Raw genomic sequence first — 26,195 nt, forward strand, 5'->3', positions numbered from 1 at the left:
GATGGAGGCTTATATGAATCAGGTGCAAAAAGAGGAGTTGACGGCTTATTATAGAAAGCATGTTTTAGAAGATATAATGCCGTTTTGGGACGAGAGATGTATCGATAAAGTATATGGAGGTTATCTTACTTGTTTTGACAGGAAAGGAACATTGACAGATGACAGGAAATATATATGGTTCCAGGGACGGCAGCTATACATATATTCTTTATTATATAATAAAATGGCAAAAAATCCGCAGTGGCTTCAGAATGCAAAACAGGGGTTTGAATTTTTGGTAAGATATGGATATGCAGGTAATGGAAGGTGGAACTATATTTTAGACAGAAAAGGAAATGTGCTGGAAGGAACGATTTCTATCTTTTCAGACTTTCATGTTCTTCAGGGAATTGCAGAGTATCTGAAGATAGAGGAGACGCGTTCTTCTTTAAATCTGGATTTATTAGAAAAGTGCTATGATGTAATGGAGCAGAATATGTTTGATCCAGACTTCAAGGAGATCTATGAAAATACGTGGAGTCCTGTTTTTATCTGGCATGACATGTATCTTACGTGTCTGGCGACGACAGAGACCTGTTCAGAAGTGCTTGGCATAGAAAAGACAGAACGCCTGCTCCGAGAATGTGTGAACAAAATCGAAAATTGGTTTGCACGTGATAAGTATCAGGTGGTATTGGAGGCTGTAACAAAAAAGAATAAAGTATGCCTGAGCACTGGAAAAGGGAGATTTGTCAATCCGGGACACATGCATGAATCAGCGTGGTTCTGTATGAAGGCAGGCGACATATTACAGGACAGCACGATTATCAGACGAGGAGTGGAGTTGGCTAAGTGGGCGAATCGTATTGGGAAGGACAAAAAGTACGGTGGGATCATATCTTATGCAGATGCGCTGGGGGAAACACCAGAGCCAATAGACTGGTTTAAAGAGACCAATTCTCTTTGGAATGAGAAAGTCTGGTGGCCTAATGCAGAAGCTCTTGCGGCGTATGCGCTTGCTTATTATTATTCAAAAGAAACATATTACCTGAAAGAATTTTTAGAACAACATATCTATTGTAAAGAGAGGTTTTATGATAAAGAATATAAAGAGTGGTACGAGCGTCTGGAATATAATGGAAAGGTGAAAAACAGTGATAAAGGGACTCCTTGGAAATGTGCATTTCATCTTGTGCGCGCACTGATAGTTGTGTGGGACACATTCTCAGGAATGGAGGCGGTATAGTGCATTTTTTAGGAATTGACGGAGGCGGGACAAAAACAGATTTTCTCTTGCTCAACGAAGAAGGGAATACTGTACGGCAAAGACGTATCGGTACAATCTCATATAAGCAAATAGGGATGGATAATACGGTCTGGGTCTTAAGGGAGAATATAAAAGAAATTTTAGGAGGAATACAGGAGAAAGTATATATTTGCATTGCTTTTCCGAATTGGGGAGAGTCTGCCGGGAATGACATTCTGTTTTCTCAACGTTTACATGAAATCACTTCTTTTCCTGTGAAGGTGGTAAATGACAGTATGGCAGGCTGGGCGGGGTCTCTGGGATTACAGGAAGGGATTAATCTAGTTGCAGGCACTGGATCTATAGCATACGGAAGGAATAAAAACGGCGAAGAAGCGAGAGCCGGAGGTTGGTGCGAATTATTTTCAGATGAAGGCTCTTGTTATTGGCTGGGTATAAAAGCTTTAGAATTATTTACGAAAGAAAGTGATGGAAGAGCTGAGAAGGGAACGCTTTTGGAAATTTTTCGTGCGTATTTCTGCTTAAAAGAGGATTTCGATATAATAGATATATTTGAAAAAGAATATAAAAATGATCGTACGAAAATAGCAAGTATTCAGAAACAACTGTATCAGGCTGCCGTAAGTGGTGACGTAGAAGCGCAGAAGCTATATATAAGTGCAGCTCAGGAATTAGCCGTACTAATAAAAACTGTTTACCGGAAATTAAAATTTCAAATGGAGATAGCTGTATCTTATTCAGGCGGGCTTTTTCATGCCAGGGAATTGATACTGAATCCTTTGCAGGAACAGCTGGCGGCATCCGGTTTATATTTATGTATGCCTAAGTATATGCCAGTGCAGGGAGCAGCGCTCTTAGCAGCCTGGGAATACAGAAAAGAAGAAGCATTTATAGAAAGGCTTTTAAAAGGATTAAAAGCATAGTCAATTATGAGATGAAATGTGATATAACAAATATGAATGAATATTATTCATTGACAAAAAAAGAGAAGATGATATAATAAAAACGAGCTCATATTAAACAGTATAGAAATACAGTTATCAAGGTAGGCTAGCTGATATACACTTGGAGGGCGGCGTGTAGACTTTCAGGTGTGTTTTAAAAACAGGGGGGATGAAAGACATGCCGCGGATTACGAAAGAACCGGAGGAACGCCGGCAAGAAATTCTGGATACGTCTATGAGGTTATTTTATGAGAAGGGGTATGAAAAGACTTCCATTACAGATATTGCAAAGGCAATGCATGTTGCACAAGGGCTGTGTTATCGTTATTTTGCCTCAAAAGAAGAGATATTTGATACGGCTTTGGAGCAATATGCGGAAAGTCTTGCTGCACAGATGACAAAGGGAATGAAGGATAAGGAGGTACCTCTGGCACAGCTGATCCGCGAAATGCCAACATTTCTGGAGACGGAAAGGGATGATAATTTCTATTATAAAGTTTGCCATGGACAAGAAAACTGGAAAATACATCAGCAGATGTCCATGAAAGTCTGCGAGAAAATGTTGCCCGCGGTAAAAGAGGTTTTGGACAGGGCAGTGAAGAAGGGAGAAATTGTATGTAAGGATACGCAGACAGCCGCTTCGTTCTGTGTATATGGACAATTGGGAATACTGTTAGATCGCAATACAGAACCTGAACAGCGTGTACAGAAAATAAAAACATTTTTGATAGAAATGCTGGGAGTGTCAGATAATAAAAAATAGACGGCAAATTATGTATATGTATCATAGATATAGAGGGCAGGAATGCCTTCTATATATTTTGAGTTTAAATGAATAATATTCATTCATTAATATGATAAGAAAAAGGAGATTTCAAAATGGAAAAGAAAATAGATTTTGTAGGGGGAAATACGGGAAAGTGTTTCTGGATTATGTTTTTGCCTGTCATGGCAGCCATGTTTTTGAATATGGCATATAACGTGGTAGACAGTCTTTGGATTGGTAATCTGCTGGGGGAAAGGGCGTATGCAGCATTAACGAGCGCTACGCCGATAATTTTGATTTTAAATTCTATGGCAATGGGAGCGACAAATGGAGTTGCGATTTTAGTTTCACAGGCATTGGGGGCAAAGGATGAAAAACGAACAAACAGTGTTATTGCAACGTCCTTTTTACTTGCTGTTTTTTTTACTGTTACAGTGACTATATTTTTGGAATTATGTCTGCCCCATATACTGCATATATTAAATACACCCGAAGAGACATGGCAGATGGCTGAAGAATATCTTTCTATTTATATTCTTGGCTATATTACAGTATATCTTTACTGCTATTTGACAGCTGTTTTGCGAAGCTTTGGAAATGCAGTGTTCCAGATGGCTGCAATGCTTGTATGTACAGTGCTCAATGCAGGACTGGATCCATTGTTTATCAGTAAAATGGGGCTGAAAGGGGCGGCTGTGGCAACGGTTTTATCTCAGGTAATCTGTCTGCTTTTTATGGCAGTGTACCTGAAAGGGAAACATATCTTTTCCCTTCGCCTGGGAAGCTTTGATATAAGAATAGCTGGAGAGACGGTGAAAAAGGCAATTCCGTCTGTATTTCAGCAAAGCATTCCGGCAGTCAGTACGGGGGCTCTGACTTCTCTTGTCAGCCAGGTAAGTGTTACTGCGATAGCTGCCTATGGAGTCATAGGAAAAATGGAAATACTTTTATTTTATCCGGCTATGGCACTGAATATGGTTCTGACGAATATTATCGGACAATGTCACGGAGCGAAAAGGCGTGACAGAGGGATGACATATCTGAAATATGCTTTGAAAGCAGGAGCTGTAATGTTATTTGCCTTGTCCCTTTTTGTTGTAGGATTTGCAAAGCAGATATCCGGTCTGTTTCTGAAAGACGGAGCAGTTGGAAAAATTGTCGCCGGATATTTTCTGATTGTGAGTATCGGGTATGTATTAAATACAGTGACGAATTGCTTCTTGGGAATGTTGAATGGAATTGGTCAGCCTGCAAAGAGTATGGTTCTTATGATATTCTATTATCTTATTGTCAGGATACCACTGGCATGGCTGTTTTATCAGTTAGGACTGAGGATGAATGGAATATGGACGGCAGTGCTCATCAGCCATATCACAGCAAGTGTGGCGGCTGTCTGGACAGGGACTAAAGAAAGAAAATGATTCGTCCCGTATTTTCGGACTCATCCTGTGTTATCTATAGATTCAAGATAACACAGGATGAGTTTTGGAAAGAGGATGAAAGAATTATGAAGGAAATTGCTGTAACAATAACGGGAATGAATTATTATTACGGAAAAAGAATCTTTTGTATTAACGATATTTTAAGATGTAAAAAGGAACCAGATAATGCATATGATGCGGAGGCGATACAAGTGTCACTGCCTTTATATGGCTGCATTGGCTATATTGCTAATAGTACTTATACAGTGGCAAGAGGGACGATAAGTGCAGGAAGACTGTATGATCAGGTAAAGAAAAAATTTTACATTCGAGTAAAGTATATATGCAGCAATCAGATAATTTGTACAATAGAAGAAGGCAGTAAGGAAAAATTAGAAGAACTGATCCAAAAACAAATGAAAAGTAAGATGAATGACGGGTTTTAACAAGGCAGTTATGATATAGTAGAGACAGAGAATTTATATACGTTTAGGGGGAAAATCGATGTCCGGTACATATAGTCAGAAAACAAGAATTTTATATGTTATGAAAATTTTATTGAAATATTCGGACGAACAGCACCCGTTATCCAGGGAGGAAATTTCCAGACATTTACAGGAATATGGAATAGAGGCAGAACGAAAGAGTATTTATGACGATATAAAAATATTAAAGGAATTCGGAATTGACATAGAAAATAAAAGAACGAGGCCGGCAGGATTTTATATCGCGAACAGAGAGTTTGAATTGCCGGAGCTGAAGCTGCTGGTAGATGCAGTACAGTCCTCTAAATTTATTACGAGAAAAAAATCGAATGAATTGATCCGAAAAATCGAGACTCTCACCAGCGTCCATGAAGCAAAATATTTACAGAGACAAGTATTTGTCAGCAATCGTATTAAGACAATGAATGAAAGTATATATTATAACGTAGATAAAATTCACATGGCAATTTCGCAGAATTATAGAATTGAATTTTATTATTATGAGTGGACGCCGATAAAAACCATGCAGCCACGAAAAAATGGAATGTTGTATAAAATAAGCCCGTGGGCGCTCTCCTGGGATAATGAGAATTATTATATGATCGGGTATGATAAAAAAGCAGGGATGATCAAGCATTATAGGGTGGATAAAATGATGGATATTACCCTGACTAACTTGGAAAGGGAAGGAAAAAATGAGTTTGCCAAGTTTGATATGGCATGTTATGCAAAGAAAGTATTCGGCATGTTTGGCGGTGAGGAACAGAAGGTTACCATTTTGTGTGAAAATATTCTGGCAGGAGCAATGATAGATCGGTTTGGAAAAGAGGTAATTATGCACCCGGTGGACGAAGCTCATTTTACAGTAAGCGCCGATGTGAGTGTCAGCCAGCAGTTTTATGGATGGATTATGGCATTAGGAGCTGGTGCAGTCATTGTGTCACCGCAGACGGTGGCAGATGGTTTTAAGCAACATGTCGAGAATGTGATGAAAAAGTATGAAGAAAATAAAAAATAAAAGACAATCCAAAATGGGGCTATTAAAATAAATTATTACTATTAATTCTACCTTTACATTCCAAAATGAGACTATAATCCATATTATAAATATATAGAGAAGATATGTAAACAAAAATTATATTTTTATGTATATAGTAAATGTAACCATACGAAAATTTTTATCCAGTAGAATTAATTGTAATTATTATATTGACATACGTGTTATCCTATGATATTTTATGAATAAAGGATCCGATAGTTTAATTGCAGCTTTCTAAACCAAATTTTCACACATATAGGAGAAGGAAAATGAATGATAAAAATATTTTTGATTTTAAGGATGTCATAAATTTTACTGGATTAATTTTAACTTTGTTAAATACCGTTCTGATAATGATAGAAATGAGTAGTTAGTCTTTAAAAAAGAAAATAAAAGGAGGGACGAAAATAAATACATTTAAAAAAGGCGGCTATTTACGATATAAGGAGGAAACAAAATGGTTCAGGTCAGGTTAGATTTTAAAACTGAAAAGCCGGAACTGCCTAGGGACTTAGACAAGCTGATTGTAAGTTTTTTAAAAGCATCTTTGCAGAATTTTTCTACAGAATTGTATGAACAATTATATGGAGAAAGAAAAGCTGTACTTAAGACGTTTACTTATAGCTTGTACCTTCCAGGCGCGAAATTTTTGGCTGACAAAATTGTGTTAAAAGGGAATAATTTTTCACTCTATTTTTCTGACAGTGATATCGGGCAGTTGATACAGTTTATCAATGCGTTTAAGTTGATGAGGTTTAAAAAGTATTCGATGAATCGAAATTCTATGGAATTACAGAAGGTTTATGCGGAGAAAAAAGAAGAAATTACAGACTCGGAGATTATTGTGAAGATACAGAGTTCTCTGGTGGTGAGAAAACATGAGGCGCAGGACAATTCGGACGTGTATTACATCTATAATCATCCGGATTTCTGTAAAACGCTGAAGAAAAATGTAGAGATATTTCTTGAAAAATTAGAGATTCCTCTGTCAACAGAAGGATTTTCCATAGTTCCCATAAAAGGAAAAAAGATCGTTACGGATATTTTCGGGAGAAAGACGGATGCAAATATCGGTATATATAAACTTACGGGGAGCCCGCAGCTTTTGAATCTGCTTTATCAGTCAGGTATGGGATCCAGACGGTCGGAAGGGCATGGGAAATTTGAGGTAATCTGGTAGAAAGGAGGGAAGGTATTTGGGGAAAATTGAGATAACGACCGGAGATTTTTTAAAAAATGCAGGGATTGTCGGCATGAAGTATATGTTAGATCTATCTGAAGCAGAAGAAAATAAAGATTATGGAATATCAGAGGATGAACAGAATCTGTGGCTGGATAGACAGTTCGCGGAACATGCAGACTGGACGGATCTGGCTTTCCGGGCATTCGTAAAAAATTTTGGGTCATCCTCGACATTTCAGAGAGTATTAGATACGATAGATAGTATTTTAGAAAAAATCGAAACGGGGAATTGGAAAACCGGAAAAGAAGAAAAAGAAGCTTTGAAATATATAAATGACAAATTACTTTCAAACAGCTATCAGGCGGGCTTTTCCAATATAGAAATGGACGTGGAAACTCCGGAGGTATACAGGGATTTAAAGAAAAAGAAACTCAGTGATAAAGAAACGAAAGAGCAGTTAAAAGAACGTCTGGAAGCCTTGAAGTACTTTCTGGAACAGCCGTTGTGCAGAGAAACGTTTATTATGAAAAGCGCCATATATACATATATAAACCGGTTTTGGGACGGGAAATGTTTCTTGCTGCGTTCAAATGCAAAAAAGGATATGAGAGAATTGTTTGAAAAAGAATTTTCCAATCCTTTAAGAAACTATATTATGTCGGAACATTTGAAGGCGAAAGAACTATGCATTGACTGCGGCATGCTGATGGACGCGAAAGAAAAAGTTTCGATTGCGTTTATGAAAGACATGGCAGACGATTTGACAAGGAAACGCTCTGCATTCTGGAATTGTAAAGTAGACGCATGGCTGTGTCCGCTTTGTGCATTCGTATATGCCTTATCTCCGCTTGGTTTTCAGTTATTTGCCAATAAATTTGTTTTTATCAATATAAATGATAGTGTTTCGTCTTTAATAAAAGCTAACAGTAAAAAGAGAAAAGCAAATATACAGGCGGAAAAAGAGGAAGGAGAAAGATATACCGTCTGGTTTGCGAGGATATTAAATACAGTGTTGTTTGAAAAGACAGGAGAACTGTTTAACATACAGATCATTCTGCGTGGAGTAAGGGCAGAAGATAAATATATGTTCAGCATTATACAGATGGAAACGCTGAAGATATTAAAAAATAATACGGTACAGAAAGGTTTGGCATGTCTGGGAAAATATCCCTATATAAAAATAGGAAATGATTTTTTAAATGTACATGAAACAGTTGTTTTAAATATTCTTCAGTATAGAAATCAATATGCACTGCTGAATAAATTGATGCGGGCACTATTAGATACGGAGAATGGATTGGCAACGGCTTACTGTGTTTATATGATTCAGATATGGACAAACAGGGTGAAGCAGGGCAAAGAAACGGAGGAGATTACTTATATGGGAAACAGTATCAGTATGAGAAATAATGGCTATAATTTGCGCACAGATATTATGAGCGCAAAGGGGACGGATAAGGACAACTGCCTGCGGGGAACGATATATCAGTTATTAAATGCGCTTTCCGTAAGAGATGAAAAAAGGTTTATAGATATCGTGATAAGAATGTATAATTCCAGCCATAGGCTGATGCCGGATGGTTTTGTATATATGCTGGGGACGCGGGAACAGGATAAAGAAAAATTTTTGGAATATGGCTATGCATTTGTATTGGGATTACAGGGAAGCCACCCGGATAATAAGGAGGAAAAATAATGATGGAAAGAAACGGAATGACAGTGACAATGGTGTTTTTAGCAGAGAGCGCAAATTATGGGGAAGGTGTCGGAAATATTTCAACATTGAAGAAAATGACAAGAGGGAATTATGAGCAATATTCTTATATTTCCAGACAGGCATTACGTTACAATATGATACAGCAGTTAAACTGGGATAAGACCCCTGTGGACGGAAAAAGCGGGGTAGTACAATTTGCGCCTTCAGCGACGATTGAGGAATATCCAGAAATAGACTTATTTGGCTATATGAAGACAACGGCGAAAGATAATGATAATAAAGGCGGAGCAGCTACAAGGAGCGCAGTTGCCCGGCTGAGCAATGCAATCGCTTTAGAGCCTTATAAAAGTGATTTGGAGTTTTTGACCAACATGGGGCTTGCAAAAAGACAGGATTTAGAGAATGGAATCGCACAAAGCGAAATTCATCGTTCCTATTATACTTATACAATTTCTATTGATTTAGAAAGAGTGGGGATTGACAACACGATAGAAATTTCAAGAGAAGAAAAAGCAGAAAGAGTAAAACAGTTGCTGGAGGTTCTTCATTATTTATATAGAGACATTAGAGGTAGACGTGAAAATTTAAGTCCATTGTTTATTATTGGGGGACGATATAACAGAAAAAATCCATTTTTTGAAAATAGAATTAAAATAGATAAAAATGCGATTAATGTAGATATACTAGCAGAGTTAATAAACGAAAATAAAGAAATTGGAGACTATACTTATACAGGTGTTACTACCGGTATTTTTGAGAATGATACGGAAATAAAAAATAAGCTAAACGCGGAGACAGTAGGAGCAGTATTTAATCATTTAAAAGAGGAAGTGGATACATATTATGGAGAAGGCAATTAGAATACAGTGTTTTCAAAATCTTGCGAATTACCGGAAGCCAAGTAGTTTCATTATTAAAGAAACCTTTCCCCTTCCTCCATATTCAACAGTATTAGGGATGATACATGCGGCATGTGGATATACGACATTTCATCCCATGAAATTAAGTATCCAGGGGATAAATAAAGGAACGATTTCTGAACTCTATACCAGATATTCTTTTTCTGCGGGTGTAAAGTATGAAGAAGGGCGACACCAGATATGCATAGAAGATGAAGAAAAATACGGGATTTTTAAAGGAATCGCAAATGTAGAATTAGTTTGCGAAAATCAGATGATTATTCATGTTGTCCCAGAGGAGGCAGACTTTGAGACAGTAGCTCAATCTCTGAAATATCCTAAGAAATATCTTTCGCTAGGCAGATATGAAGATATTTTGGACATTGAAAAAGTGGATATTGTCAATGTCCATATGGAAGAGGGAACAATAGCCAGAAGAAACATGTATATTCCTGTGGACATGAAAACTTCCTGGGGTGAAAATTTGATCGGAGAAAGACATACTACGGTTTATAATTTGACAAAGGAATTTGAGATTACAAAAGAAGGCTTGAGAAGATGGAAAAAAGAAAATGGGAGAGTACGTGCTTATTATTATCCTATGGGAAACGTATTGAATGAATCTTATGTAGATGATATAGAAGAAGATGCCGCAATAATATTTGCATAGAGGAAAATATGTAAAGTGATGTTATTGTACACCGAAGAAAATGTTCTGTCGATGTGTAGTAATGTAAAAAGGTGGGGAGGTCGACAATACTGCAAAGACAAAGGAGATAAGCAAAATTAAAAGAAATTAGGAATAGGAACTTTGTAGTAAGTAAAGAGGTTGACAAAAAGAGGTATAAAAAAGGCAGAAGAAAGAGGCGGATTTGGGGACGGGTAGAAATAGCGACAAAGTGGAATGTAAAGTTTTTCTTTCGCCTAACCTGTTTAAAACACCAAAAGTAGAAATAGCGACAAAGTGGAATGTAAAGGAAAAATACTTCCTATCGAGGGAGCAGATGGAGAAAGTAGAAATAGCGACAAAGTGGAATGTAAAGACGAAAACACCGGCCTCACCCCGTCGGAGCTCATGGGTAGAAATAGCGACAAAGTGGAATGTAAAGGCTTTCAACGCGGAAGCTGGCTACCTGCAAAAGAAAGTAGAAATAGCGACAAAGTGGAATGTAAAGAAACGTTAATTTTTCAGAATCTGCCGGACTTTTTGAGTAGAAATAGCGACAAAGTGGAATGTAAAGAGAGCTTCTGCCATTTTATAGAAACTATCATATCTCGTAGAAATAGCGACAAAGTGGAATGTAAAGTTCTGTAACGGATTGAGGAAGATGATAATCTTCACATGTAGAAATAGCGACAAAGTGGAATGTAAAGTAACTTGATACATCTTTTAACGAGTTCTTCTGCAAGTAGAAATAGCGACAAAGTGGAATGTAAAGTAGGATTATGCTCGGCGTTACTTTCAGGGAGGACAGTAGAAATAGCGACAAAGTGGAATGTAAAGGACGAACGGAAGCCTCCGGAATCTACTCCGGCTATCGTAGAAATAGCGACAAAGTGGAATGTAAAGTCGTACCGTTCGCAGAGAGAGTTCTTTGAAAATGAGGTAGAAATAGCGACAAAGTGGAATGTAAAGTAGACAAACAGTAACATAAAAGTTGATATAAATCAAGTAGAAATAGCGACAAAGTGGAATGTAAATTTGCATACATAGTAGGCAACTATGCTAGCCATGACGTAGAAATAGCGACAAAGTGGACTGAACTAAACGTATTAAAAGAAAATTTATCTGATTAAGGAGAAGAGGTATGGAAGTTTATGCGAAATCTAAAAATAAGATGTTGATAGGTAAAGAGAAGAAACAGTTAGAACAAGATATATCTAACATTTTAGAAGAATTGGATATGAACTTGGACACTAAGGAAAAAGAGGCAATAGAGAAAGAGATGACTGAAATTTTGGAAGGAAAACCAGAGTATCAAAAAACACTAGTTGAACATGAGAATGATATAGTTAAATGTGCAGAAACGTTTTTTAAACAATTTGATATATATTTTACGGAGAAAGAAAAAAGATTAGTAATTGAAGCCTGCAGAATACATGATAGAGGGAAAGTTAATTTATTATTTCAAGCACTAGTAAATCCAGAAATAATAGAGAAAGGGATGATAGAGAAAGGCAGAAAAAGCAGGCAGATCCCACATGGATTTTTAAGCGCAGTTTCTATTTCAAAGGGGGAGTTTTTGAGCCTTTCGGAGTTGTTTGAATTAAACGATTTTGGAGCGTTTATTACGGCAATAAATTACCATCATGACAGAATGGATGAATATGATGATTTGACAATCTATAATTATTGTAAGGAGTTCTATACAGAACAAGCAAAAGAGTATCTTGGAGTAGACAACTGGAAAATACATTGTGAAAATAGGAATCAATTATTATTTAGAAACAATGTGTACACATTTAATAGAGTAAAAGATTTAGAAAAATGGAATCAGTACCTATTAATTAAAGGACTATTAAATAAATTCGATTATACAGTCAGCGCAGGATATGAAGATGCAGAGCTTTATCCAGATTTAGAAGAAAAACAGTTAAAGAAGAATATTGAAATAAAATTAGAAAATAAAGGACTGCGTCCTGCCCAAAAGTATATGAAAGAACATAAGCAGAATAATCTTGTAATTATTGCGCCGACAGGGTCAGGAAAAACAGAGGCAGCATTATTATGGTTAGATGGTGAAAAAGGATTTTATACGCTTCCGCTTAAAGTATCCTCAAATGCAATTTACAGCAGGATTAAAGAGACATATTCATATGAACCAGTATCATTACTTCATTCAGACAGTATGATGAAATATATACAAGAATATACACACACAGAAGCCGGACCATATGAAAGATACGAAAGAGCGAAATTGTTATCGGCGCCTCTTACAATTTGTACAGTAGATCAGTTATTCAAATTTGTGTACAAAGCGCTTGGGACGGAAATATTTCCAGCAACATTGAAATATTCCAAAATTGTACTTGATGAAATACAGTCATATGAGCCAAGAGTAATTGCGACAATTATTTATGGATTAAAAACAATTTGCGAACTTGGAGGGCACTTTGCTATTATAACAGCGACATTTCCACCTGTTTTACAATATTTTATGGAACGTTATGGGTTACATAATGAGATTGAATATAAATATCAGAATTTTGCCCAGGAGTCTCAAGACATTCGACATAAAGTACAAATCAGAGAATCGGATATAGATATTGATGAACTAATAAAATACGGGGAAAAACAGAAGGTTTTGGTGATTTGTAATACTGTAATAAAAGCCCAGGAAATTTATAATGAAATATCTGAAAAAGTAGAGAATGTTCATTTACTTCATTCTAGATATATTCGTTGTCATCGTGACAAATTGGAAAAGATGATAATGGAATTCTCACAAGATGAGCATAAGACTGGCATTTGGATTACGACGCAGATAGTAGAAGCGAGTTTAGACATTGATTTTGATATATTATATACAGAAATGAGCACTGCGGACAGTCTTCTTCAGAGAATGGGGCGGTGTAATAGAAAAGGAAGATACTATCCGAAAAATCCTAATATTATCGTATTGGCAAATAAAAATGGAGTAGGAGATAAATCAGTTTATAATTCATTCATATATGATCGTTCTTTGCAAATATTGAAAAAATATGAAAATATAGATTTTTCAGAAATATTAAAAATAGAGTATATTAATAAAGTTTATTGTACGGAAGAAATTAAAGACAGCAAGTATTATCAAGAAATTGAAAGATACTTAGAACATTTTGATGAAATTCCACCTGTGGAGTATAGTAAAAGAGAAGTTGATAAAGCGTTCAGAAATATACGCAGTATTACGATTGTGCCAGATTCTATTTATTATAAAAATCAAGATATATTTGAAAAAGGGTTAGAATTGTTACAAAAACCACATGTTGGAAAAACAATAAAAGCTGTATTTACTTCTAAGTTAAATTCTTTAACATTAAATTTAAATTATTATAGCAATAACAGGCTTCCAGAAGGTGTAGATATTGTTACACTAGGTCAAAATGGGAGGAAAAAAGGAAGTGACATTCACCGGGCGAGAATGATTTATGAATTCAATGAGGAAAACAATATAGGGCGTGGATTATTATTAAATCAACTGGAAAATGATGATTTCATAGTATAAGGAGTAAGGATGGGAATAAGAGTTACAGGCGTAATGATTTATTATTATTTTGTATGTAAAAGAAAGCTTTGGTATTTTTGCCATGATATAAATATGGAATCAGACAATGAAAATGTTTTGCTCGGAAAGATATTAGATGAAGGGAGTTATGCACGTGAAGACAAGCATATTAATATTGATAATGTTATAAATATTGATTTTATAAAAGAACAGAGAGAACTGCACGAGGTTAAAAAAAGCAGAGCGATAGAAGAAGCGTCAGTATGGCAGGTGAAATATTATTTATATTATTTAAAACAGAGAGGTGTGGGAGAAATAAAAGGTAAAATTGATTATCCTTTATTAAAAAAATCAATTTTCGTGGAATTATCAGATGAGGACGTAGAAAAAATAGAAGGAATTATTGATGAAATTACACAGATAATCCAGAAAGAGGAAGTACCGGTATTTTCTGAATTAAAAATTTGTAACAATTGTGCATATCATGATTTGTGTTTTATTTAGGAGTTGATTATGAAACAAAGTTTTTATATTTATAATAATGGGGATTTAAAGCGAAAAGATAATACACTGCGATTTATTTCCTATGATGGTGAAAAGAGAGATATACCTATTGAAAGAATATCTGATATATATGTAATGTCAGAAATGTCTTTTAACACTACTTTTTTATCATATATTTCTCAATATCAAATTCCTATCCATTTTTTTAACTATTATAATTTTTATACGGGAAGTTTTTATCCAAGGGAATGTTTTCAGGCAGGTCAATTATTGATTAGACAAGTAGAATATTATACAGAATATAAAAAAAGAATAGAAATCGCGAAGAAATTTATTGAAGCTGCTACAGATAATATTTACAGAAATCTACGATATTACAATGGTAGAGGTAAAGAGGTGAAAGAATATTTACAGGAAATTGAAACATTAAAAAAAGACATTCTAAAAGCAGAAAGTATAGAGTCTTTAATGGGCATTGAAGGAAATATTCGAAAGAAGTATTATGCAGCATGGAACATAATTGTAGATCAAGAAATACATTTTGAGAAACGTGTTATGCATCCACCGGATAATATGATTAATTCTTTAATATCTTTTGTAAATTCATTGATTTATGCAAAGGTTTTGAGCGAAATTTATCATACACAGCTGAATCCAACTATTAGCTATTTACATGAGCCAGGCTATAGAAGATATTCATTGAGCCTAGATATTTCCGAAGTTTTTAAACCGTTAATAGGAGATAGGCTGATTTTCTCATTGTTGAATAGAAAACAGATAACAGAAAATAGTTTTACAAAAGAATTAAATTTTTTACATCTAAAAAAAGAGGCGTCAAAATTAATTGTTTCAGAATTTGAAAATCGTTTAAAGAAAACAATTATGCATAAAGAGCTTGGACGGCAAGTTTCTTATCAATATTTAATAAGGCTGGAATGTTATAAGTTAATCAAACATTTGCTTGGAGAAAAGAGTTATGATGGATTCAAAATATGGTGGTAGAATATGTATGTAGTATTAGTATATGATATAAGTCAAGAAGAAAAAGGACAGAAGCGTTGGTCACGTGTATTTAAGATTTGTAAAAAATATTTGTCTCATATACAAAATTCAGTGTTTGAGGGAGAAATTTCAAAAGCACAGTTAGTAAAACTTCAGCAGGAACTAAGACAATTCATAGATAAAAATCTTGATTCAGTTATTATATTTAAAAGTCGAAATGAAAAATGGCTGGATAAAGAATTTTGGGGAAAAGTTGAGGACAAAACGGGGTTCTTTTTATAAGAGCTTTGTAATTACTAAAATTAGAATTGTCGATGTCTGATAGTGTCAAATTTGCAGTAGGTCGACAATGCGATAAAATAAAGCAAAATACTAAAAAAGGTTAGCTTGGGAAAATCAAAAAGTAGTTATTGAGTAGAGGTCGACAAAAAGGATATAATAAACGTGAATAAAATGTAGATATTTTTTGTACGGGTTTAAGAGTCGCAAAAGTGGAATGTAAATTTCTAAGCATTAAATCTAACATACCCTTTAACTGCGTTTAAGAGTCGCAAAAGTGGAATGTAAATGTTGTTCAGCGATCCAAGTCTTTTTAATTCCTTTGGTTTAAGAGTCGCAAAAGTGGAATGTAAATGCGGTAACAAGTCTTTTATTCAAATTTTCATATCAGTTTAAGAGTCGCAAAAGTGGAATGTAAATACTTTCAAACGTTTAGAGAAATTTTGTTGACTCATCCGTTTAAGAGTCGCAAAAGTGGAATGTAAATCTTATTCCTTCAAAGTCCCTTTCATATCCGATTACAGTTTAAGAGTCGCAAAAGTGGAATGTAAAGGAAACTTATAGCGAAGAACGGGTATCAAAGGATATAGTTTAAGAGTCGCAAAAGTGGAATGTAAAGATTTTCTTCTAAATAGCTGACCGACATTGTATTAAAATTTAAGAGCCCCAAAAGTGGTTTGTAAAGTACAAATTTCAGTAAGGTTCTCCGTTTTTATTTTTTATATTAATAGTCCTAATAGTGCACAAGGTGAATTTTTAAGGCACAACAACATCACAGAAATATGGTATTTCTGCATTTATGTAATTTAAACTCCACTTTTACAGTGAATAGTTCGGAAAAATGTTCTTATTGATGAAGGCATTTTTCTAATTTCTTTCTGTTATAAATTGTATCCCCAGGTTATTTATGCTACAGTAATAAGCAGACTATTATCGTACAGTTTATTTTAGCAGAAATTATACCTTGTCAGGCGAAGCCTGCCCTCCCAAAGAGAATGTATTACGGTATGCCCTTTAGGGTATGCCTTGTCAGATAGAGTCTGCCATTCTGAAGGGGATAAATAAGGTGGCTTTTAGAGTATAAAATTTAGGAGAGGACAATGGAGATTTTTGTAGATGCGGATGCATGTCCGGTAATCAAAATTGTAGAAAAGGTAGCGAAGGAATACAATCTTCCAGTCACGCTGCTGTGTGATACGAACCATATTTTACGTTCTGAATACAGTACCGTAAAATGTATTGGCGCCGGTACAGATGCAGTTGATTTTGCGTTGATTAACCTGTGCAAAAGGGGAGATATTGTAGTAACGCAGGACTACGGTGTGGCAGCAATGGCACTGGGGAAAGGTGCATATGCAATCCATCAGTCCGGTAGATGGTATACAGAAGAAAATATAGACCATCTGCTACTAGAACGGCATTTGTCAAAAAAAGCGAGACGCTCCAGCAGTAAATATCATTTAAAGGGGCAGTCCAGGCGGACAGAAGAGGACGATAAAAGATTTGAAAGAGCTTTTCGGGAACTAATCGAAAAGTGCTTGCGGGAAAGGAAAGAGATATGATACAGAAGACGGCAATTATAGGCATGGGCGCTCTTGGTATGCTTTATGCAAGTCAGATTATAGAGGGCCTGGGCAGAGAAGCGGTTGAGTTTGTGATGGACAAAGCGCGTGTAGAGAAATATAAAAATGAGACATTTACAGTAAATGGAATAGAACAGGACTATACGCTGATACCTGTGGAAGAGGCGAAGCCAGTAGATTTGGTCATTCTTGCTGTGAAATATCCGGCGCTTAAAGCGGCATTGGACTGTATGAAGAATTCTGTAGGAGAACATACGACCATTTTATCTGTTATGAACGGAGTTACAAGCGAGAAAATCATTGCCAAGCGATATGGCGATGAAAGGGTGCTGTATACAGTTGCACAAGGGATGGATGCGATGAAATTCGGCAGTAAACTTCGGTATACACAGAAAGGGGAGCTTGTACTTGGCATTAAGAATCAAGAGGATGAGCAGAAAAAGCGGCTTAAGAGGGTGGAAGAATATTTCAGCAGGGCGGGCGTTCCTTACGCGGAAGATGAACATATTCTGAAACGGATGTGGGGAAAGTTCATGCTGAATGTAGGTGTGAATCAGGTCTGCATGGTATATCAGGCAAGCTACGCGCAGGCATTAGAACCTGGCGAGGCAAACAGGATGATGATTGCGGCTATGCGCGAGGTAAGGGCAGTTGCAGAGTTAGAAGGCGTGGAAGTGACGGAGGAAGATCTGAATTTTTATGTAAATTTGTTAAAGACACTGGATCCGGACGGCATGCCGTCTATGGCGCAGGATCGCATTAATAAGAAGTTAAGTGAGGTAGATATGTTCGCAGGAAACGTGATAGAGCTGGCGGATAGGCATAAGATTCAAGTGCCGGCGAACAGATATTTGTACGAGAGAGTAAAGGAAATTGAAAAGGAGTATTCGACATGCCATTTCGAGTAGTGATGGGGGACATTACGAAAATAAAAACAACTGCGATCGTCAATGCAGCGAACTGTTCACTTTTGGGAGGCGGAGGTGTGGACGGTGCTATTCATCGGGCAGCAGGGCCGCAGCTATTAGAAGAATGTCAGAAATTACATGGATGTCGTACTGGAGAAGCGAAGCTGACAAAGGGATACCGGCTCCCGGCTAAGTATATCATTCACACACCAGGACCTATATGGAGAGGCGGAAATGACGGAGAAGCAGCACTGCTTCGCTCCTGTTATGAGAATTGTCTCAAGACAGCGATGAAGAACGGGATAAGAGATATAGCTTTTCCATCTATCAGTACAGGAATTTATGCGTATCCGCTTGAAGAGGCGGCAAAAATAGCAGTAAATACAATTTATAAATTTCCAGAATTGGAAGTGCAGATGGTTTGTTTTGATGAACGGACAAAGGCGGTATATGAGGGGGCGGACGCGGTTTACCGGAAAAAATATGACTGCAAGGAGAAGAATGAAATTGTTTATATAGAGTATCAGGATCTTCCTATGAAAAGAGCGTTTGAGAATGAAGAACTGCGGCTGGGTATGATGCGGATTGCAAAGGAAACAGAACAGGAGCACGAACGCATTTTGCATCTTTTACAGGCAGAGACAACCTTCCGCCAGTACGTACATTTAAAAGGCAGAGAAGGGCTGTCTGACAGAATTTGTGAAAAGATTTATGCAGAGATGGAAAAGGAGAATGAAAGAAATCCAGTTCCAATGGCGGAGGCATATCCATTTGTAAAGAATGACTGCTGGAGCCTGAAGGCAAAAGACATCAGCTATATGAAGGTGACAGCCTGTGCGGGAGAAGACGGACAGTTTGATATAAAAGAAATACGAAAGAAAATGGTGGGAAACAGAAGGGAGCTTCTATTTTATATTGAAGGAGCTTTGCCGAATGAGGAAGGGCACACAAAGAAAGGAAATGGACAGGAAAGGACTGGAAGGAAGGGGTATAGAATAATTCCCAGTCATGTAGTAATGGAGCAGAAAATTTTGAAGTGCCTGCTTTTGGACGGAAATGTAGACTTGAAACGGTTTGATATAAAAGGCAGCTTTGTCGCAGATGTATAGAACAAAAGAAGAAAGGCGGAATACAAATGACAAAGAAAAAATTAGCGTTGGAAGTAATCGAACGTCTGAAGAAAGAATATCCGGATGCCGGATGTACGCTGGATTATAATGATGCATGGAAACTTCTTGTGAGCGTACGTCTGGCGGCACAGTGTACGGATGCAAGGGTCAATGTTGTTGTGCAGGATTTATACGCAAAGTACCCGACGGTAGAAGCACTTGCAGCAGCGGAGGCAGAAGACATAGAGCGGATTGTACGTCCCTGCGGGCTTGGAAAGAGTAAGGCGCGGGACATCAGTGCATGTATGAAAATACTAAAGGAAAAATATGACGGAAAGGTTCCGCGGGATTTTGATGCCCTTTTAAAATTGCCGGGTGTGGGTAGAAAAAGCGCTAACTTGATTATGGGAGATGTGTTTGGCGAACCGGCGATTGTCACAGATACACATTGCATCCGACTTGTAAACCGGATAGGGCTGGTAGATGGAATCAAGGAACCTAAAAAAGTAGAGATGGAGCTTTGGAAGATTATACCGCCTAAAGAGGGCAGTGATTTTTGCCATCGGCTTGTCTATCATGGCAGAGAAGTCTGCACAGCGCGGACGAAACCGTATTGCAGTAAATGCTGTCTGGCAGATATTTGTGCCAAAGAAAGAATATAATCGCAGGTATGTCTGTTTTGTTCTATTTAGAGAAATAGGAAAATAGAATAAATAAAACAGATAAGGGACGGATTGAAAAAATGAAATGGAAGGCTTTGCTTTTGAGCCTGTTTCTTACCCTGGGAACTGGAGGACTGGCAGGTTTTTTGACATCGGGCAGTATGCAGAAATACGAGGAAATGTATCATCCGCCATTGTCTCCGCCGGGTTGGGTTTTCCCAGTTGTATGGAGTATTTTATATGTTTTGATGGCAGTGGCCGCATATCTGGTTTACACTGCTGTGCCAAACGAAGAACAAAAGAAAGAAGAAAGAGAACCGGCAGATAAGAGGAGCGTTTTAAAACTGTACTTAGTGCAGTTAGCAGTAAATGCAGTCTGGCCGGTTTTATTTTTTAACCTGAATCTGTATTTGGCGGCAGCAGTATGGATACTGCTGCTGTGGTATCTGGTATTTTTAACAGCAGAAAATTTTTATAAAATCAGGCATATAGCAGGTAAACTACTGGTTCCATATTTTATATGGGTTACATTCGCTGTGTATCTAAATCTTTCCATTGCTGTGTATACTTACTTTTGAATGTAAACATCTGCATGTCTTTAGAATATATATTCAAGATTTCGGGCTTTATCTGACAAGGTATAAAAGCTATGAAAAGTGTACATAGTAAGAGAAAAACGGGGTATTTTTCATACAACGTGGAAAGAAGAGGTATTTGTATGCAGGAAAATACAAAAAAGCTGCTGGAAGAATGTAATTCGGGATGTAAAATGGCGATTGAAAGTATGGATCAGGTCGGACAGTACGTTACAGACGACAAGCTTAAGGGTGTGATTCAGGATTATAATACCAGACACAAGAAATTGGAGTCAGAATCTTCCAGGCTTTTAGCGCAGGAAGGGCAGGAGGAAAAAGAACCAGGTGTATTTGCTTCGACATTTTCCTGGCTGACAACAGAGATGAAGATGATGGCAAAGGATGACAATAAGCAAGCAGCAAAAATTATGATGAATGGATGCAATATGGGAATCCAGTCGATTACAGAGACTATGCACCAGTGCAAGGACGCTTCCAATGAGAGTATGTCTTTGGCAAAGAAGCTGGTACGTACAGAAGAGGAGTTCATGGGAGAAATGAAAAAATTTTTATAAGTATAGGAGCATTATATCAGGAAGCTGCCGTACACAGACTTATGTACGGTTACAAAGTCAAATATCGCATTGTTTTCATCCCCTCGGAAGCTGCCGTACACAGACTTATGTACGGCGGCTTCCTGATATTTTATGGTAACAGTTCAGCCATACAGTGTGCGAGAAGCATAAAACATGCTTGCATGTTTTTGCGAGTGTACATCTGTATGAGCTTAAGCGCCTGTCAATGAGTAAAACAGTGGCGGCAGCCACGATAAGCACGTAGTGCAGTTTTACGAATGGCGCGGGCTGAACTGTTACATTTTATGACCTAACGTATTTCTTTCGGTATAAAGAAAAGACTACTCACCTAAAAAATATCTTCCGTAGGCATCGGCAGCTTTGATTGCCGCAAATACAGTTTCTGGCGTTACAGTAAACGGCATATTATGCAGAGTGTCGGTTGGTGCACAGGCTGCTTCTGCTACTTTTCTAAGCTTTTCATCAGATATTTCTGTGATTCCCAGTTCTTTTAATGTGACAGGAAGTCCTAGTTCAATACACCAGTCAATAATGTCTTCCAATTCTTCAGCGGGGATATTTTCAAGTACAAGCTGTGTGATTGTACCGAATGCAACTTTTTCTCCATGATACATATGATGACATTCTTCCAGTACAGTAAAGCCGTTGTGGATGGCATGCGCTCCGGCTAAGCCGCCGCTTTCAAAACCGATACCGCTTAACAGTGTGTTTGCCTCAATTACTTTTTCAACTGCCGGTGTCAAAGCGCCTGCTTCCAGGGCAAGCTTTGCTTTCACACCTTCTTCCATCAGCGTATCAAAACACAGTTTGGCCAATGCGATAGCGGCGGAGGTAACATTGCCGCCTGCACATGTGGTTGCGCCGCTTGCTTTGCAGGCTCTTGCTTCAAAATAAGTCGCCAGTGCGTCTCCCATACCGGATACCGTTAAGCGGACAGGGGATTTTGCAATGATGTCTGTGTCCATGAGCACCATATTAGGGTTAGCGGGAAGGAAAAGATATTCCTCAAACACGCCCTCGTCTGTATAAATAACAGAAAGAGCGCTGCATGGAGCATCTGTGGACGCGATGGTTGGACAGATAAGAACGGGAACGGATTTATAATATGCTACCGCTTTGGCAGTGTCGAGTATCTTCCCTCCGCCAATGCCGATTACCATATCGTAGCCTTCTTTTTCTACAATGGCTGTCAGACGGTTGATTTCATTTTTGCTGCATTCGCCGTTAAAGTAGTCAAATACAATTTGTGCCTGACTATTCTTAAATCCAGCTTCTACTATACTGCCGCATCGCTTATATCCGGAAGCGGTAATCAGAATCAGCGCTTTTTTTCCATACTTTTCGGCATATTCCCCTAACTTTTTTAATTCTCCTGCACCCTGCACATATTTGCTTGGGCTGATTAAAATATTTGCCATAAAAAGACCTCCTTAATTGACAAAATAAGAATTTTGATGATTTTACCTACATTGCTTATATTGTCATTTTTCTAACAATATTCTCATTTTAATCCTCCTTTTTCCTACTGTCAAGCAATGTGGAGAAGAGAAAACAAAAAAGAAACAGTTCAGCCCGCGCCATTCGTAAAACCGCACTGCGTGCTTATCGTGGCTGCCGCCACCGTTTTACTCATTGACGGGCGCTCAATTCATACAGATAGATGTACGCTCGCAAAAACATGCAAGCATGTTTTATGCTTCCCGCACACTGTATGGCTGAACTGATACAAAAAATAGACAAAGAAAGGCTTATTGTATGTCTGCGTATGTGTTTGCGATGGTTTTTGCTGTACAGAAAGAAGAAAAATAGTTTATAATAAGAGAAGCATTTTATCAGTACAAGAGAGAAGGGAATAAGATGTATATTGCTGATTTACATATCCACTCCCGGTACTCACGCGCTACCAGCAAGGACTGTACGCCGGAGCATCTGGATTTGTGGGCGAGAAAAAAAGGAATTCATATTGTAGGAAGCGGGGATTTTACCCATCCGGCATGGCGGGAGGAACTAAAAGAGAAGCTTAAACCGGCGGAGGGTGGACTGTATGTATTAAAAGAAGAATATCGGATTTTGGATGATACAGCAGCAGACACCTTTGCACCGCGGTTCGTAGTCACCGGAGAAATCAGTTCGATTTATAAAAAGAATGGGAGGGTACGTAAGGTACACAGTCTGATTCTGCTTCCCAGCCTGGAGGCGGCGGAAAAGATCTCAGAAAAACTAGAGGAAATCGGGAACATTCATTCAGACGGCAGACCGATTCTAGGAGTAGATTGCAGGGATTTGCTGGAAATTATTCTAGAGCTCTGTCCGGATGCCATGTATGTACCGGCACATATTTGGACTCCGCATTTTTCTTTGTTCGGGGCGTTTTCAGGATTTGACACAGTGGAGGAATGTTTTGAAGATCTTTCCGATCATATTCATGCGATGGAGACAGGACTGTCTTCGGATCCTCCTATGAATTGGAGAGTTTCTGCATTGGATCGTTATCAGCTTATTTCAAATTCTGACGCACATTCTCCGGCGAAGCTGGGAAGAGAGGCGAACCTTTTGGATATAGAACTGTCCTATGAAGGCTTATATGAAGGGATTCAAAATGGAAAAGGACTGTACGGGACAATTGAATTCTTTCCAGAGGAAGGAAAATATCATATGGATGGACACAGAAAATGCAATCTGTGCCTTACTCCTTTAGAGACAGAGAAATACAGTGGAATCTGTCCGGTATGCGGCAGGAAGATTACGATAGGAGTTTCCCATAGAGTAGAACAGCTTGCAGATCGCATGGAGGGCTACATAAGGGACAATGCAAAGCTGTTTGAGAGTTTAGTACCGCTTCCGGAAGTAATAGCAGCGTCAGTGGGACATTCTGCGTCCAGTACAAAGGTGCAGAGGGAATATCAGAATATGCTGCGGCGTCTCGGGCCAGAATTTGAAATTCTCCGGACAATACCGGCGGAAGATATAAGAAGTGTCTCCGGCAGGCTGATCTCGGAGGGGATTATAAGGCTGCGGAAAGGAGAAGTAGAGAGGATTCCAGGCTTTGACGGAGAGTACGGAACGATCCAGTTATTTGATGCGCGGGAGCTTGAAGAAACGGACGGACAGATGAGCTTCTTTGACATGCTGGAGATGGAAACAGAGAAAGTACAGAAGCCGGATACAAAAGCAGTAAAAAAGGCTGGGGAAGCTTCTGGCTTAAAGTCTGCTGCGGCTTTTGAATCGGAAAGAGTAAAAAGGTCTGGCCTAAACGACGTGCTGGATTTAAATCCAAAGCAAAAGGAGGCAGCAGAGGCGGCAGGGGATGTTGCTGTGATTGCGGGGCCAGGTACAGGAAAGACAAAAACACTGGTTTCCAGGATTGTGTATCTTTTAAGAAACCGGAAAGTGAAACCATCGGAAATTACGGCTGTGACATTTACAAATCTGGCAGCAGACCAGTTATATGAACGGGTGCAAGCCCAACTGGGGAAGGGAAAGAAAACCTCAAATTTACAGGTTGGAACCTTCCATGCGGTATGCATGACCTTTTTAAAAGAACAGGGAGAGGAATTTACGCTGATTGACAGGGAGGAAGCAAAAACGATTGCCAGAGAAATTCTGGAGGAACATACATATAAAATGTCTGTCAAAGAATTTCTGGAGTCTGTTTCCAGAGAAAAATCAGGCGTCGTACAAAGTGTGGCCAAAGAAGAGGCATGGCGGGAAGTATACGGAGAGTATCAAAGGAGGCTGAAAGCGCAAAAGCTCTTGGATTTTGACGATTTGCTTGTAAAGACAGCAGATAAAATAAAAAAGAAAGAGACACTGCCAGGATGGGAGAAACGATTTTCTTATCTGTTGATTGATGAATTTCAAGACTTGAATCCGCGGCAGATGGAATTGATGCAGTTGTGGAGAGAAGCAGGCAGGGAACTGTTTGTAATCGGAGACGCAGATCAATCTATTTACGGCTTCCGCGGTGCAGATTCAGACTGCTTTCGGAGGCTGGCCAAAGAAACGGCACACCTGTACGTGGCAGAGCTGGAAGAAAATTATCGTTCGTCACCGGAGATCCTGTCTGCGGCTCTAGAAGTGGTTTCCCAAAATTCGGGTGGAAAAAGGAAGCTGCATGCGAACTGTAAGTCAAATGTTCCTGTAAGGCAGATACATGCACAGTCGGATATGGCGGAGGCAATTTTTGTGGCGAAGGAGATAGGCCGCCTGACAGGAGGACTCGGCATGCTGGAGGCGCAGACCCATTCCGAACAAATGCAGGACAGAAAGATAAGAGGGTTTGACGAGATTGCGGTTCTTTACCGGACACACAGGCAGGCGGACATTCTGGAGACTTGCCTGAAAAAGGAAGGGATTCCCTATATCGTGGCAGGAAGAGAGAGTTTTCTGGAGGAGGAAAGTGTACAGGGGAGCATCCAGTTTTTTAAATACTTAAGGGACAGTGAAAATGAATCTGCGAGGCGGCAGAGCCTTGCGCGTCTGTGGAAGCTGGAAGATACAGAGGTATCAGAGGAAATTCTGCGGGCTACCTCGCAGAAATTTGCGCCGTTTTATATAGAGAAAAAACCGAAAGAATTTGTACAACTGTGGATGGAAGAAATGGGACTTACAGAGAATAAGTCTATGAGGAAGCTTGCAAAGACAGCAGTATTTTATGAGACAATGGATGCATTTTTGCAGGCATTAGATTTTGGAGTGGAAAGCGATTTAAGGAGATGCGGGGACAGGGAATACAGCGCCGGCGCTGTAACGCTTATGACTCTGCATGGCGCGAAGGGGTTAGAATTTCCGGCTGTTTTTATCTGTGGCGCCGCAAAGGGGAGAATCCCGCTGGAAAACGAGAAGTATCCCGCAGATATAGAAGAGGAACGCCGGCTCTTTTATGTAGGCATGACGCGGGCGAAGGAAGAACTGATTCTGACTTATGCGGGCGAAGAATCAGAATTTTTAAGCGGACTCGCAGAAGGGCTTCTTGAAAAAGAGGAGGCAGATAAGCGTAAAAGAGAAGGCGGCTATGAACAGCTAAGCTTGTTTTCATAAACGGGCTGAAAGTATCTTTGGCGTCCGAA

The 26,195-nt window shown here is 38.5% G+C and carries 21 protein-coding genes, 1 pseudogene and 2 CRISPR repeat arrays; of the genes and pseudogenes, 21 read left to right on the plus strand and 1 reads right to left on the minus strand.

Annotation, left to right across the window (positions count from 1 at the left end; all coding sequences use genetic code 11):
- Positions 1-13: 13 nt before the first annotated feature.
- The 20 genes and pseudogenes from H8S37_RS14070 to H8S37_RS14165 all read left to right on the plus strand — a co-directional run bounded on the left by H8S37_RS14070 (position 14) and on the right by H8S37_RS14165 (position 21,105).
- Positions 14-1,225: an AGE family epimerase/isomerase gene (locus H8S37_RS14070; RefSeq protein ID WP_243207201.1), complete on the plus strand. Its 1,212-nt coding sequence runs from the start codon at positions 14-16 to the stop codon at positions 1,223-1,225.
- Positions 1,225-2,169: an N-acetylglucosamine kinase gene (locus H8S37_RS14075; RefSeq protein ID WP_186876691.1), complete on the plus strand. Its 945-nt coding sequence runs from the start codon at positions 1,225-1,227 to the stop codon at positions 2,167-2,169. Before H8S37_RS14070 ends, H8S37_RS14075 begins: the two co-directional genes overlap by 1 nt.
- 199 nt (positions 2,170-2,368) lie before the next feature.
- On the plus strand, positions 2,369-2,953 hold the full coding sequence (locus H8S37_RS14080; RefSeq protein WP_186876692.1) for a TetR/AcrR family transcriptional regulator: 585 nt from the start codon (positions 2,369-2,371) through the stop codon (positions 2,951-2,953).
- A 116-nt stretch (positions 2,954-3,069) separates the two neighbouring features.
- Positions 3,070-4,377, plus strand: coding sequence for an MATE family efflux transporter (locus H8S37_RS14085; RefSeq protein WP_186876693.1), 1,308 nt, complete (start codon positions 3,070-3,072; stop codon positions 4,375-4,377).
- An 86-nt stretch (positions 4,378-4,463) separates the two neighbouring features.
- Positions 4,464-4,823: an HIRAN domain-containing protein gene (locus H8S37_RS14090; RefSeq protein ID WP_186876694.1), complete on the plus strand. Its 360-nt coding sequence runs from the start codon at positions 4,464-4,466 to the stop codon at positions 4,821-4,823.
- A gap of 58 nt (positions 4,824-4,881) precedes the next feature.
- Positions 4,882-5,880 carry a helix-turn-helix transcriptional regulator gene (locus H8S37_RS14095; RefSeq protein ID WP_186876695.1) on the plus strand — a complete coding sequence of 333 codons (999 nt, stop codon included), beginning with the start codon at positions 4,882-4,884 and terminating at the stop codon, positions 5,878-5,880.
- Between the two features lie 478 nt (positions 5,881-6,358).
- On the plus strand, positions 6,359-7,081 hold the full coding sequence (cas6, locus tag H8S37_RS14100; RefSeq protein WP_186876696.1) for a CRISPR-associated endoribonuclease Cas6: 723 nt from the start codon (positions 6,359-6,361) through the stop codon (positions 7,079-7,081).
- A gap of 16 nt (positions 7,082-7,097) precedes the next feature.
- Positions 7,098-8,780 (plus strand): Cas8a1 family CRISPR/Cas system-associated protein, encoded by a 1,683-nt coding sequence (locus H8S37_RS14105; RefSeq protein ID WP_243207202.1) that lies wholly within the window; start codon positions 7,098-7,100, stop codon positions 8,778-8,780.
- Positions 8,780-9,661, plus strand: a complete 882-nt coding sequence (cas7i, locus tag H8S37_RS14110; protein ID WP_330605013.1) for a type I-B CRISPR-associated protein Cas7/Cst2/DevR — start codon at positions 8,780-8,782, stop codon at positions 9,659-9,661. The genes H8S37_RS14105 and cas7i overlap by 1 nt, the downstream gene beginning before the upstream one ends.
- The gene (cas5, locus tag H8S37_RS14115; protein ID WP_186876697.1) at positions 9,645-10,370 is read left to right on the plus strand and encodes a CRISPR-associated protein Cas5; all 726 of its coding nucleotides are present in this window, start codon (positions 9,645-9,647) and stop codon (positions 10,368-10,370) included. Before cas7i ends, cas5 begins: the two co-directional genes overlap by 17 nt.
- 212 nt (positions 10,371-10,582) lie before the next feature.
- Positions 10,583-11,467: a CRISPR direct-repeat array (repeat unit 30 nt; unit sequence GTAGAAATAGCGACAAAGTGGAATGTAAAG).
- 41 nt (positions 11,468-11,508) lie between these two features.
- A complete protein-coding gene (gene cas3 / locus H8S37_RS14120) occupies positions 11,509-13,908 on the plus strand; it encodes a CRISPR-associated helicase Cas3' (RefSeq protein ID WP_186876698.1) in 2,400 nt (799 codons plus the stop codon).
- A 9-nt stretch (positions 13,909-13,917) separates the two neighbouring features.
- Entirely contained in the window at positions 13,918-14,412 is a 495-nt protein-coding gene (cas4, locus tag H8S37_RS14125) for a CRISPR-associated protein Cas4 (protein WP_186876699.1), read from the plus strand.
- A 9-nt stretch (positions 14,413-14,421) separates the two neighbouring features.
- The gene (gene cas1b, locus H8S37_RS14130; protein ID WP_186876700.1) at positions 14,422-15,414 is read left to right on the plus strand and encodes a type I-B CRISPR-associated endonuclease Cas1b; all 993 of its coding nucleotides are present in this window, start codon (positions 14,422-14,424) and stop codon (positions 15,412-15,414) included.
- Positions 15,415-15,417: 3 nt separating this feature from the next.
- Entirely contained in the window at positions 15,418-15,696 is a 279-nt protein-coding gene (gene cas2 / locus H8S37_RS14135; protein ID WP_186876701.1) for a CRISPR-associated endonuclease Cas2, read from the plus strand.
- Between the two features lie 192 nt (positions 15,697-15,888).
- A CRISPR array of direct repeats spans positions 15,889-16,378; the repeat unit is 30 nt; unit sequence GTTTAAGAGTCGCAAAAGTGGAATGTAAAT.
- A 415-nt stretch (positions 16,379-16,793) separates the two neighbouring features.
- Complete coding sequence (locus H8S37_RS14140) at positions 16,794-17,255, plus strand: YaiI/YqxD family protein (RefSeq protein WP_186876702.1); 462 nt, start codon at positions 16,794-16,796, stop codon at positions 17,253-17,255.
- Entirely contained in the window at positions 17,252-18,184 is a 933-nt protein-coding gene (locus H8S37_RS14145) for a ketopantoate reductase family protein (protein ID WP_186876703.1), read from the plus strand. The genes H8S37_RS14140 and H8S37_RS14145 overlap by 4 nt, the downstream gene beginning before the upstream one ends.
- Positions 18,169-18,657, plus strand: a pseudogene (locus H8S37_RS17660) (O-acetyl-ADP-ribose deacetylase); the annotation flags it as partial. The gene H8S37_RS14145 and the pseudogene H8S37_RS17660, both read left to right, overlap by 16 nt.
- Positions 18,658-19,319: 662 nt before the next feature.
- Entirely contained in the window at positions 19,320-19,955 is a 636-nt protein-coding gene (locus H8S37_RS14155; RefSeq protein WP_186876705.1) for an endonuclease III domain-containing protein, read from the plus strand.
- Between the two features lie 80 nt (positions 19,956-20,035).
- Positions 20,036-20,533, plus strand: a complete 498-nt coding sequence (locus tag H8S37_RS14160; protein WP_186876706.1) for a TspO/MBR family protein — start codon at positions 20,036-20,038, stop codon at positions 20,531-20,533.
- Positions 20,534-20,673: 140 nt separating this feature from the next.
- Entirely contained in the window at positions 20,674-21,105 is a 432-nt protein-coding gene (locus H8S37_RS14165; RefSeq protein ID WP_186876707.1) for a DUF2383 domain-containing protein, read from the plus strand.
- A 341-nt stretch (positions 21,106-21,446) separates the two neighbouring features.
- Here H8S37_RS14165 and H8S37_RS14170 read toward each other — a convergent pair whose 3' ends face one another.
- On the minus strand, positions 21,447-22,544 hold the full coding sequence (locus tag H8S37_RS14170; protein ID WP_186876708.1) for a glycerol dehydrogenase: 1,098 nt from the start codon (positions 22,542-22,544) through the stop codon (positions 21,447-21,449).
- A gap of 439 nt (positions 22,545-22,983) precedes the next feature.
- Here H8S37_RS14170 and H8S37_RS14175 point away from each other — a divergent pair, with 439 nt between their 5' ends.
- Positions 22,984-26,166, plus strand: a complete 3,183-nt coding sequence (locus H8S37_RS14175) for a UvrD-helicase domain-containing protein (RefSeq protein WP_186876709.1) — start codon at positions 22,984-22,986, stop codon at positions 26,164-26,166.
- The last annotated feature ends 29 nt before the right edge of the window (positions 26,167-26,195 follow it).

This window comes from Mediterraneibacter hominis (genome assembly GCF_014287475.1).
Lineage (GTDB): Bacteria > Bacillota > Clostridia > Lachnospirales > Lachnospiraceae > Mediterraneibacter > Mediterraneibacter hominis.

Coding starts and splice junctions, on each gene's coding strand:
- H8S37_RS14070 (WP_243207201.1), top strand. CDS start 14: ATGAATCAGGTGCAAAAAGAGGAGTTGACGGCTTATTATAGAAAGCAT.
- H8S37_RS14080 (WP_186876692.1), top strand. CDS start 2,369: ATGCCGCGGATTACGAAAGAACCGGAGGAACGCCGGCAAGAAATTCTG.
- H8S37_RS14085 (WP_186876693.1), top strand. CDS start 3,070: ATGGAAAAGAAAATAGATTTTGTAGGGGGAAATACGGGAAAGTGTTTC.
- H8S37_RS14090 (WP_186876694.1), top strand. CDS start 4,464: ATGAAGGAAATTGCTGTAACAATAACGGGAATGAATTATTATTACGGA.
- H8S37_RS14095 (WP_186876695.1), top strand. CDS start 4,882: ATGTCCGGTACATATAGTCAGAAAACAAGAATTTTATATGTTATGAAA.
- cas6 (WP_186876696.1), top strand. CDS start 6,359: ATGGTTCAGGTCAGGTTAGATTTTAAAACTGAAAAGCCGGAACTGCCT.
- cas7i (WP_330605013.1), top strand. CDS start 8,780: ATGATGGAAAGAAACGGAATGACAGTGACAATGGTGTTTTTAGCAGAG.
- cas5 (WP_186876697.1), top strand. CDS start 9,645: ATGGAGAAGGCAATTAGAATACAGTGTTTTCAAAATCTTGCGAATTAC.
- cas3 (WP_186876698.1), top strand. CDS start 11,509: ATGGAAGTTTATGCGAAATCTAAAAATAAGATGTTGATAGGTAAAGAG.
- cas4 (WP_186876699.1), top strand. CDS start 13,918: ATGGGAATAAGAGTTACAGGCGTAATGATTTATTATTATTTTGTATGT.
- cas1b (WP_186876700.1), top strand. CDS start 14,422: ATGAAACAAAGTTTTTATATTTATAATAATGGGGATTTAAAGCGAAAA.
- cas2 (WP_186876701.1), top strand. CDS start 15,418: ATGTATGTAGTATTAGTATATGATATAAGTCAAGAAGAAAAAGGACAG.
- H8S37_RS14140 (WP_186876702.1), top strand. CDS start 16,794: ATGGAGATTTTTGTAGATGCGGATGCATGTCCGGTAATCAAAATTGTA.
- H8S37_RS14145 (WP_186876703.1), top strand. CDS start 17,252: ATGATACAGAAGACGGCAATTATAGGCATGGGCGCTCTTGGTATGCTT.
- H8S37_RS14155 (WP_186876705.1), top strand. CDS start 19,320: ATGACAAAGAAAAAATTAGCGTTGGAAGTAATCGAACGTCTGAAGAAA.
- H8S37_RS14160 (WP_186876706.1), top strand. CDS start 20,036: ATGAAATGGAAGGCTTTGCTTTTGAGCCTGTTTCTTACCCTGGGAACT.
- H8S37_RS14165 (WP_186876707.1), top strand. CDS start 20,674: ATGCAGGAAAATACAAAAAAGCTGCTGGAAGAATGTAATTCGGGATGT.
- H8S37_RS14170 (WP_186876708.1), bottom strand. CDS start 22,544: ATGGCAAATATTTTAATCAGCCCAAGCAAATATGTGCAGGGTGCAGGA.
- H8S37_RS14175 (WP_186876709.1), top strand. CDS start 22,984: ATGTATATTGCTGATTTACATATCCACTCCCGGTACTCACGCGCTACC.